6 protein-coding genes are annotated in these 7725 nt (G+C 64.7%); 3 read left to right on the forward strand and 3 right to left on the reverse strand.

The genetic code is table 11. The features are described from left to right. Positions 1–148 precede the first annotated feature (148 nt). Positions 149–1321, forward strand: coding sequence for a M20 aminoacylase family protein (locus tag AC0L3P_RS19950; protein ID WP_473304277.1), 1173 nt, complete (start codon positions 149–151; stop codon positions 1319–1321). 74 nt (positions 1322–1395) lie between these two features. Here the strand turns inward: AC0L3P_RS19950 and AC0L3P_RS19955 are convergent, their stop codons facing one another. From AC0L3P_RS19955 to AC0L3P_RS19965, 3 genes are all read right to left on the reverse strand, one after another. Continuing rightward, the gene (locus AC0L3P_RS19955; RefSeq protein WP_473304280.1) at positions 1396–3024 is read right to left on the reverse strand and encodes an inorganic phosphate transporter; all 1629 of its coding nucleotides are present in this window, start codon (positions 3022–3024) and stop codon (positions 1396–1398) included. Positions 3025–3121: 97 nt separating this feature from the next. Further along, on the reverse strand, positions 3122–4564 hold the full coding sequence (locus AC0L3P_RS19960) for a UdgX family uracil-DNA binding protein (protein ID WP_473304284.1): 1443 nt from the start codon (positions 4562–4564) through the stop codon (positions 3122–3124). Further along, positions 4564–5799: a putative DNA modification/repair radical SAM protein gene (locus AC0L3P_RS19965; RefSeq protein ID WP_473304287.1), complete on the reverse strand. Its 1236-nt coding sequence runs from the start codon at positions 5797–5799 to the stop codon at positions 4564–4566. Before AC0L3P_RS19965 ends, AC0L3P_RS19960 begins: the two co-directional genes overlap by 1 nt. Positions 5800–5961: 162 nt before the next feature. On the opposite strand from AC0L3P_RS19965, the gene AC0L3P_RS19970 reads away from it, so the two are divergent. Together AC0L3P_RS19970 and AC0L3P_RS19975 are read left to right on the forward strand one after the other, a co-directional pair. Further along, positions 5962–6750 (forward strand): ImuA family protein, encoded by a 789-nt coding sequence (locus AC0L3P_RS19970; RefSeq protein WP_473304289.1) that lies wholly within the window; start codon positions 5962–5964, stop codon positions 6748–6750. Further along, positions 6647–7725: Y-family DNA polymerase (locus tag AC0L3P_RS19975; RefSeq protein ID WP_473304292.1), on the forward strand; the 1079-nt coding region annotated here is incomplete at its 3' end. The genes AC0L3P_RS19970 and AC0L3P_RS19975, both read left to right, overlap by 104 nt.

Raw genomic sequence — 7725 nt, forward strand, 5'->3', positions numbered from 1 at the left:
CTTTCCGTTCTAATAGTCAGACGTGGATGGCCGGGACAAGCCCGGCCATGACGAGAGGACAGAGCTACCCCAGACTCCCCGCCAGTTGGGTGGACTGGTGCTTGCATGGTAGACAGGCCTGCATTTTCAACAAAGCTTGAGACCCTCCATGCCCATCGTGAACCGCGTCGCCGACCTTCAACCCGATATTCAGGCCTGGCGCCGGGACATCCACCAGCATCCGGAGCTGCTCTACGACGTCCACCGCACCGCAGCATTCGTCGCGGACCGCCTGCGCGAATTCGGCTGCGATGAGGTCGTGACCGGCATCGGCCAGACCGGCGTGGTCGGCGTGATCAAGGGCAGCAAGCCGGCCGGCGAGGGCCTCAAGACCATCGGCCTGCGCGCCGATATGGATGCGCTCCCGGTCGAGGAGCAGACCAACCTGCCTTACGCTTCGAAGACTCCCGGCAAGATGCACGCCTGCGGCCATGACGGCCACACCGCGATGCTGCTCGGTGCTGCCCGTTATCTCGCCGAGACCCGCAACTTTGCCGGCGATGCTGTGGTGATCTTCCAGCCGGCCGAGGAGGGTGGCGCCGGCGGCTTGGCGATGGTCAAGGACGGAATGATGGAGCGCTTCGGCATCGAGCAGGTCTACGGCATGCACAACGGTCCCGGCATTCCGGTGGGCTCGTTCGCGATCCGGCCGGGTCCGATCATGGCGGCGACCGACGAGGTCGATATCATGATCGAAGGCCTCGGCGGCCATGCCGCGCGGCCGCACAAATGTGTCGACTCCGTTCTGGTCGGCGCACAGGTGATCACGGCGCTGCAGTCGATCGTCGCGCGCAGCGTCGATCCGCTGGAATCGGCCGTGATCTCGATCTGCGAGTTCCACGCGGGCAATGCCCGCAATGTTATTCCGCAAACCGCGACACTGAGGGGCACCATCCGCACGCTGTCGCCGGAGGTGCGCAAGCTGGTCGAGAAGCGCGTGCACGAGGTCGTCGCGGGCGTGGCGCAGATCACCGGCGCCAAGATCGACCTGCACTACAAGCGGAATTATCCCGTGGTGAACAATCACGCCGCGGAGACCGAGATCGCGCGTCGCATCGCCGGGCAGGTTGCGGGCGAGGCCAACGTGCTCGAGATGTCGCCACTGATGGGCGGCGAGGATTTCGCCTATATGCTGGAAGCGCGCCCCGGCGCCTTCATCTTCTGCGGCAACGGCGACAGTGCCGGCCTGCATCACCCCGCCTACAATTTCGATGACGAGGCGATCGTTTACGGCACGTCGTACTGGGTCAAGCTGGTCGAGCAATCGCTCGCGGCATCGTAAGGTCAAGCCGAAAGCACACATGAAAAGGGCCCGTGCATCGCACGGGCCCTTTGTCTTCGAGTGACGTGATCGGCTCAGAAGATCCGCGAGAAGATCACGTACAGCGTACCCGACAACAGGATGGCGACGGGCAAGGTCAGCACCCAGGCCATCACCATGTTCCTGATGGTGGCGACCTGAAGACCCGAACCGTTCGCGGCCATGGTGCCGGCGACGCCGGACGACAGCACGTGGGTGGTCGAGACCGGCAGGCCGAACACGTCGGCGGCGCCGATCGTGGCGGCGGCGACGAGCTCGGCGGAAGCGCCCTGCGCGTAGGTGAGGTGGGTCTTGCCGATCTTCTCACCGACGGTCACGACGATGCGCTTCCAGCCGATCATGGTGCCGAGGCCGAGCGCGATGGCGACCGCGACCTTCACCCAGGTCGGGATGAACTTGGTCGCGCTGTCGAGTCCGCCCTTGTAGGCGTTCAAGGTCGCGACCTCTTCCTTGCTGAGGTCGTTCGCCTTGTCCTTCATCAGGAAGCGGATCGCTTCAGAGGTCAGATACATGTCGTTGCGGGTGTTGCCGACGACTTCCGCCGGCACCTTGTTCAGCGAACCGTATTTCGCGACCTGCTCGCCGACATCTTTCACCAGCACCGCCAACGAAGGATAGGTGCCTTCGCTGATGTGATGCGAGGTGACGTACTGCGTCACCGCAGGACGGGGATCGCCGATGATCGCATGGCCGGCGCCCTTGGCCGCAACCACCTTGGAAGCCGATTCCGAGACCTTCGCGAACTGGGCGACCTGCGACTCCGGCAACGCGCGGTTGAGCGCATAGGCCGTCGGCACGGTACCGATCAGGATCAGCATGATCAGGCCCATGCCCTTCTGGCCGTCGTTCGAACCATGGGCGAAGCTGACACCGGTGCAGGTCAGAATCAGCAGGCCGCGAATCCAGATCGGCGGAGCTTTGTTACCCTCAGGGGCGGCATAGAGCGCCGGGTTCTTGACGATCAGCTTGAGCAGCAGCAGAAGGCCGGCGGCGCAGACGAAGCCGACCAGCGGCGACAGCAGGAGCGCATATCCGATCTCCGTGGCCTTGCCCCAGTCCACGCCCGAGGTGCCGTCGCGGCCGCGCATCAGCGCGTTTGCGACGCCGACGCCGATGATCGAGCCGATCAGCGTGTGCGAGGAGGAGGCCGGCAGGCCGAAATACCAGGTGCCGAGGTTCCAAAGGATTGCGGCGATCAGTAGCGCGAACACCATCGCGAAACCGGCGCTGGAGCCGACCTGAAGGATCAGCTCGACCGGCAGCAGCGAGACGATGCCGAAGGCGACCGCGCCGGACGAGAGCAGCACGCCGAGGAAGTTGAAGAAGCCCGACCACATCACCGCGACTTCGGCCGGCAGCGAATGGGTGTAGATCACGGTCGCCACCGCGTTGGCAGTGTCGTGGAAACCGTTGACGAATTCGAAGCCGAGCGCGATCAGCAGCGCGACAAACAAGAGGATGTAGGGCAGGTAGCTCGTGACCCGCGTGCCGGTCGCGTCGACATCCGAATAGATGCTGTAGGCCACATAGAGCAGGCCCGCGGCGAGGATGCCGAAGAACAGGATCATCGTCAGCGGGTTGAAGCCCTTGTCGAGATTTGGCCGCGAGGCCGGCTGGATTGGCGCGGGATCTGCTACCGCGCGGTCGAATGCAAGATCGGTCATGTCTGGACGCCCCTTAACTTTCAGGTAAGGGTATTGTCCGCGACGGATTTGAAGGCTGGATGACAAGCAGCGGTTGAAAGCCGATTTCCGCCGCTATTTACGCCGCCCGCGCGGCTTTCTTCTGCAAACCGGCGACGATCTTCAGGTCTTCGACAAAGCGCCGATATTCCAGCGCCTTGGCTTCCGGATCGGGCAGCCGCAGCAGATAGGACGGGTGCACCGTCACCAGCGCCTTGTGACCGTCGGGAAGGTCGATTAGCCGGCCGCGGGTCTTGCCGATCGGGGTGATTTTGCCGAACACGCTCTGCGCGGCGGTCGCGCCCATCGCGACGATGAGATCGGGCTGGATGACGGAGACTTCTCGTTCATACCACTGCCGGCAGGCCTTTATCTCCGGCGTATTCGGCTTCTGATGCAGGCGGATCTTGCCGCGCGGCACGAATTTGAAGTGTTTCACCGCGTTGGTGACATAGACCTTCTTGCGGTCGACGCCCGCCTCCTGCAGTGCCCGGTCGAGCATCTGGCCGGCCGGACCGACGAAGGGATGGCCGGCGAGGTCTTCCTTGTCGCCGGGCTGTTCGCCGACCAGCATGATATTGGCGGACTTCGGGCCTTCGCCGAACACGGTCTGGGTCGCGTCCTTGTAGAGATGGCAGGCGCGGCAGTGGGCGGCCTCCTCGCGGAGCGCTTCGAGATCGTCGGTAGCGGTCTTGCGTTTCATCGGAGCCTCCGGCCGCTTTTGAGGCTTGTGCGGATCGGTTGCGGCATTGGCGATCATGGCGCCGGTCATGCGTTCGGCATCCTCGATCAGAGGCTTAATGATCGAAGCCTCGGGCAGGTTCCTCCAATATTTCTTCGGCATCTCCGTTTGCATCGCCTTCACCTTCAGGCGGGCGGGATTGAAGATGCTGGCGTAGTAGCGCCGCCAGGTTTCCTCCAGCCGGTCTTCGCTTGGCGCCTCGCTCTTGCTGACGCCTGATGTGTACGAGAGCGCGTGGCCATCCCAATGCGCGCACAAATCGGGCGTCAGGATCGACCAGGGCATGTCGGCAAAGCGCTTGGCGAAGAACGGCGCGGCGAGCTCGACGATATGATGCTCCGGCTCGAACCACGCAACGTAGTGTGCTTCGCGTTCCCTGCCGATCTCGCGGAAGCGCACGAAGGCATGCATCTTGTGCTCGTCGCGGTAGATCGCCTTTGCCATGGCCGTGACTTGCGCGACATCGACATCGGTCGCGACCTCGATGAGATCGTGATTGTCCTTCAGCCGATACAACAGGCGATAGAGGATCGCGAAGCGCTCGGGATCGCGATGCAGGATCGCGGCCTTGGCGAGCTCGACGAATTTTGCAGGCACGTTGAAGGTGCCGTCGCCACCGGCCGGCAGCGGAGACGGCGAGGGCGGCGCGAACAGCTCCGCTTCGCCGCCCCGCACGGCCCAGGTGATGTCGGCCGGCTTCACTTGGTGAAGCACGAGGCTACGCGCGGCTTTGCGCCAGCCATCGAAATCGGTTTCGTTCTCGAGGGTGATGTACTGCATCAGAAGCCAAATCCCAGTTGTGTTGCCTTCGGCTTGAACCGTTCGATCAGCCGTGCCTCGTCGAGCCGATGCGGCGTGGGCCGGTGATCGCTTAGGACGATGAACGGCAGCGCCTTGTTGCGGGGCACATGCAGCCGCGCGAGATCGGCGACGCGGATGGTGGTCGTGCGGCGCGCCGCGATGATGCGCTCGACCGCCTTGGTGCCGAAGCCTGGCACGCGCAATAATTCCTCGAGGCTGGCGCGGTTGACGTCGAGCGGGAAGCGGTCGCGGTGACGCAGCGCCCAGGCCAGTTTTGGATCGATGTCGAGCGGCAGCATTGCGCTGTCGTCGACGATCTCGCCGACGTCGAAGCCGTAGAACCGCATCAGCCAGTCGGCCTGATAGAGTCGGTGCTCGCGCAGCAAGGGCGGCGCGCGCAGAGGCAGCGCGCGACTGGCATCGGGGATTGGGCTGAACGCGGAATAATAGACGCGCCTCAGCCTGTATGAACCGTAGAGATTGGCGCTGGTGTGGAGGATGGTGTGGTCGGAGGCCGCGTCGGCGCCGACGATCATCTGCGTGCTTTGGCCAGCCGGCGCGAAGCGCTGCGGCTTGGCTTTCGTCTTCGCGCTGCGGCTTTCCTCGGCCTCGTCCAGCTTCAGCCGCAGCCGGCCCATGGTACGGCGGATCGCGCGCACGTCCTTCTCGGGCGCGAATTGCTGCAGGCTCGTCTCCTGCGGCATCTCGATGTTGATGGAGAGACGGTCGGCATATTTGCCGGCCTCGGAGATCAATGCATCGTCAGCCTCGGGGATCGTCTTGAGATGGATGTAGCCGCGGAAGTGATGCTCCTCCCGTAGTTTGCGCGCGACGCTCACCACCTGCTCCATGGTGTAGTCGGGGTTGCGGATGATGCCGGAGGAGAGAAACAGCCCTTCGATGTAATTGCGCCGGTAGAAGTCGAGCGTCAGCTTGACCACTTCGTCGATGGTGAAGCGGGCACGCGGCACGTTGGAGGAGGCCCTGTTGACGCAATAGAGGCAGTCGTAATTGCAGGCGTTGGTCAGCAGCACCTTGAGCAGCGAGATACAGCGGCCGTCCGGCGCGTAGGAATGGCAGATACCCATGCCGGGCGCGGTCGAGCCCATGCCCTTGCCGTCGCTGGAATCCCGCCGCTCGGTGCCGCTGGAGGCGCAGGACGCATCATACTTGGCGGCGTCCGCCAGGATTTCCAGCTTGCGTTGCACGTCCATATTGGAATCCCTTTGATTCAACTCATGAATCCCGAGGCCCGCCAATTCGATTGACTCCCGGGGCGTCGTTAGCTTTATATTAGAACATATCATGAACAAATGAGCTAGCCGCTGGTTCTCTTTTTGAGAGCCACCGGCAATCACCCTTGAGGAGCGGCGACCATGAGCGGCGCACGCATCAGCGCGCTTGCAGCCTTGCGCGGCCAGATCGAGCGCATCGAGACGGCGGAGGTCGTGCATCATCGCGACCGCGTCGCGCTGGGCCACCGCGAGGCCGACAGCGCGCTGAAGGGCGGGCTCGCGCGCGCGGCAATCCACGAGGTGTTTTGCGAGGGACGTCAGGGCGCGGCCGCGACGGGCTTTGTCACCGGACTTGCGGGGCGCGTCACCACACGCAAGCCGCTGCTGTGGGTGCGGCAGGATTTTTCAGAAATTGAAACCGGCGCGCTGTCGATGAGCGGGCTCGCCGAGATCGGCCTCGATCCGGGCCGCATGGTGATGGTGCGCGCCGCCGACGTGGAGAGTGCACTACGGACTTCGGCAGATGCGCTCGCCTGCGACGCGCTGGGTGCGGTTGTGCTCGAGCTCTGGGGTGAGACCAGGCAGTTCGATCTCGTGGCGAGCCGCAAGCTGACGCTGGCTGCGCAATCTTCCGGTGTCACCGGCTTGCTGCTGCGGATGGCCGCGCAACCCTTGCCCTCGACCGCCGAGACCAGATGGATGCTTCGCGCGGCGCATTCGCCGCCGGGCGCGATGTGGAGTGCCTGGGGGGCGCCGCGCTTCGATGCCGAGCTCCTGCGCAATCGTCACGGCCCGTGCGGCCGGTGGATCATGGAATGGAAATGTGATGAGTGCCAGTTCTCTGAATCGTCGGCGTATCCTCAGCCTGTGGCTGCCGCGCCTGCCCATCGATCGGATCCAGCGGTTCTTCGGCAACGTCGGGCTGGGTAGAACCAATGATCCGAGCATTGTCGTCATCAAGGACAGCAACGCGCTGGTGATCCATGCGCTGGACGAGGCCGCCGAGCGCCTCGGTCTGTATATCGGCCAGCCCCTGGCCAATGCCCGGGCGATGTGTCCGGATCTAAAGGTGTTCGACGCCGATGCCGTGGCCGATGCCAAGACGATTAGCGACATCGCCGATTGGTGCGACCGCTTCACGCCGCTGGTGGCGCTCGATCCGCCGCACGGGCTGTTCCTCGACATCACCGGCTGCGCGCATCTGTTCGGCGGCGAGGCTGCGCTGTTGCAAACCCTTGTCCGTGCCCTCGACCGCCAGGGCTTTGCCGTCAGCGCGGCGATCGCCGGCACCTCGGTCTGCGCGCGTACGCTGACGCGGCAATCTTCAGGGACCATCGTTGCCGATGGTGGGGAGGCGGCGGCAATCAGCCGATTTCCGGTGTCCGCGCTTGGTGCGGGTGAGGCCATCAGCACCGGCCTGCGACGCGCCGGCCTAAAGACCATCGGCGATGTCGCCTCGCGAACGCCGAGGGAAATCACGGCGCGGTTCGGCGCACGGTTCTCCACGCTGCTCGCGCATGCGCTGGGGCAGGGCGATGCGCCGATCAATCCACGAAAGCCGCTGCCCGATTACATCGTGGAGAAACGCTTTGCCGAGCCGATCGCGACCGACACCATGATCGCGATGACGCTGTCGCGCCTGGCGGACACGTTGATCGCGTCCATGGAGAAGCAGGGCAAGGGCGCGCGCCGGCTGGAGGCCACCTTCTTCCGTACCGACGGCGCGGTGCGCGCCATCATGGTCGAGACCGGACGCCCCGTGACGCGGAGCGCGGTCGTCGACCGGCTGTTCCGCGGGCGCCGCGGGGGGGGGGGCCGGGCCCCCCGGGCCCGGGGGGGGGTGGGCCATGGTTGGGGGTGGGGCAGCCCCCCCCCGGAGCGGGGGGCGGGGGCGCGCGCTAGGGG

The organism is Bradyrhizobium sp. WSM4874, from assembly GCF_055811835.1.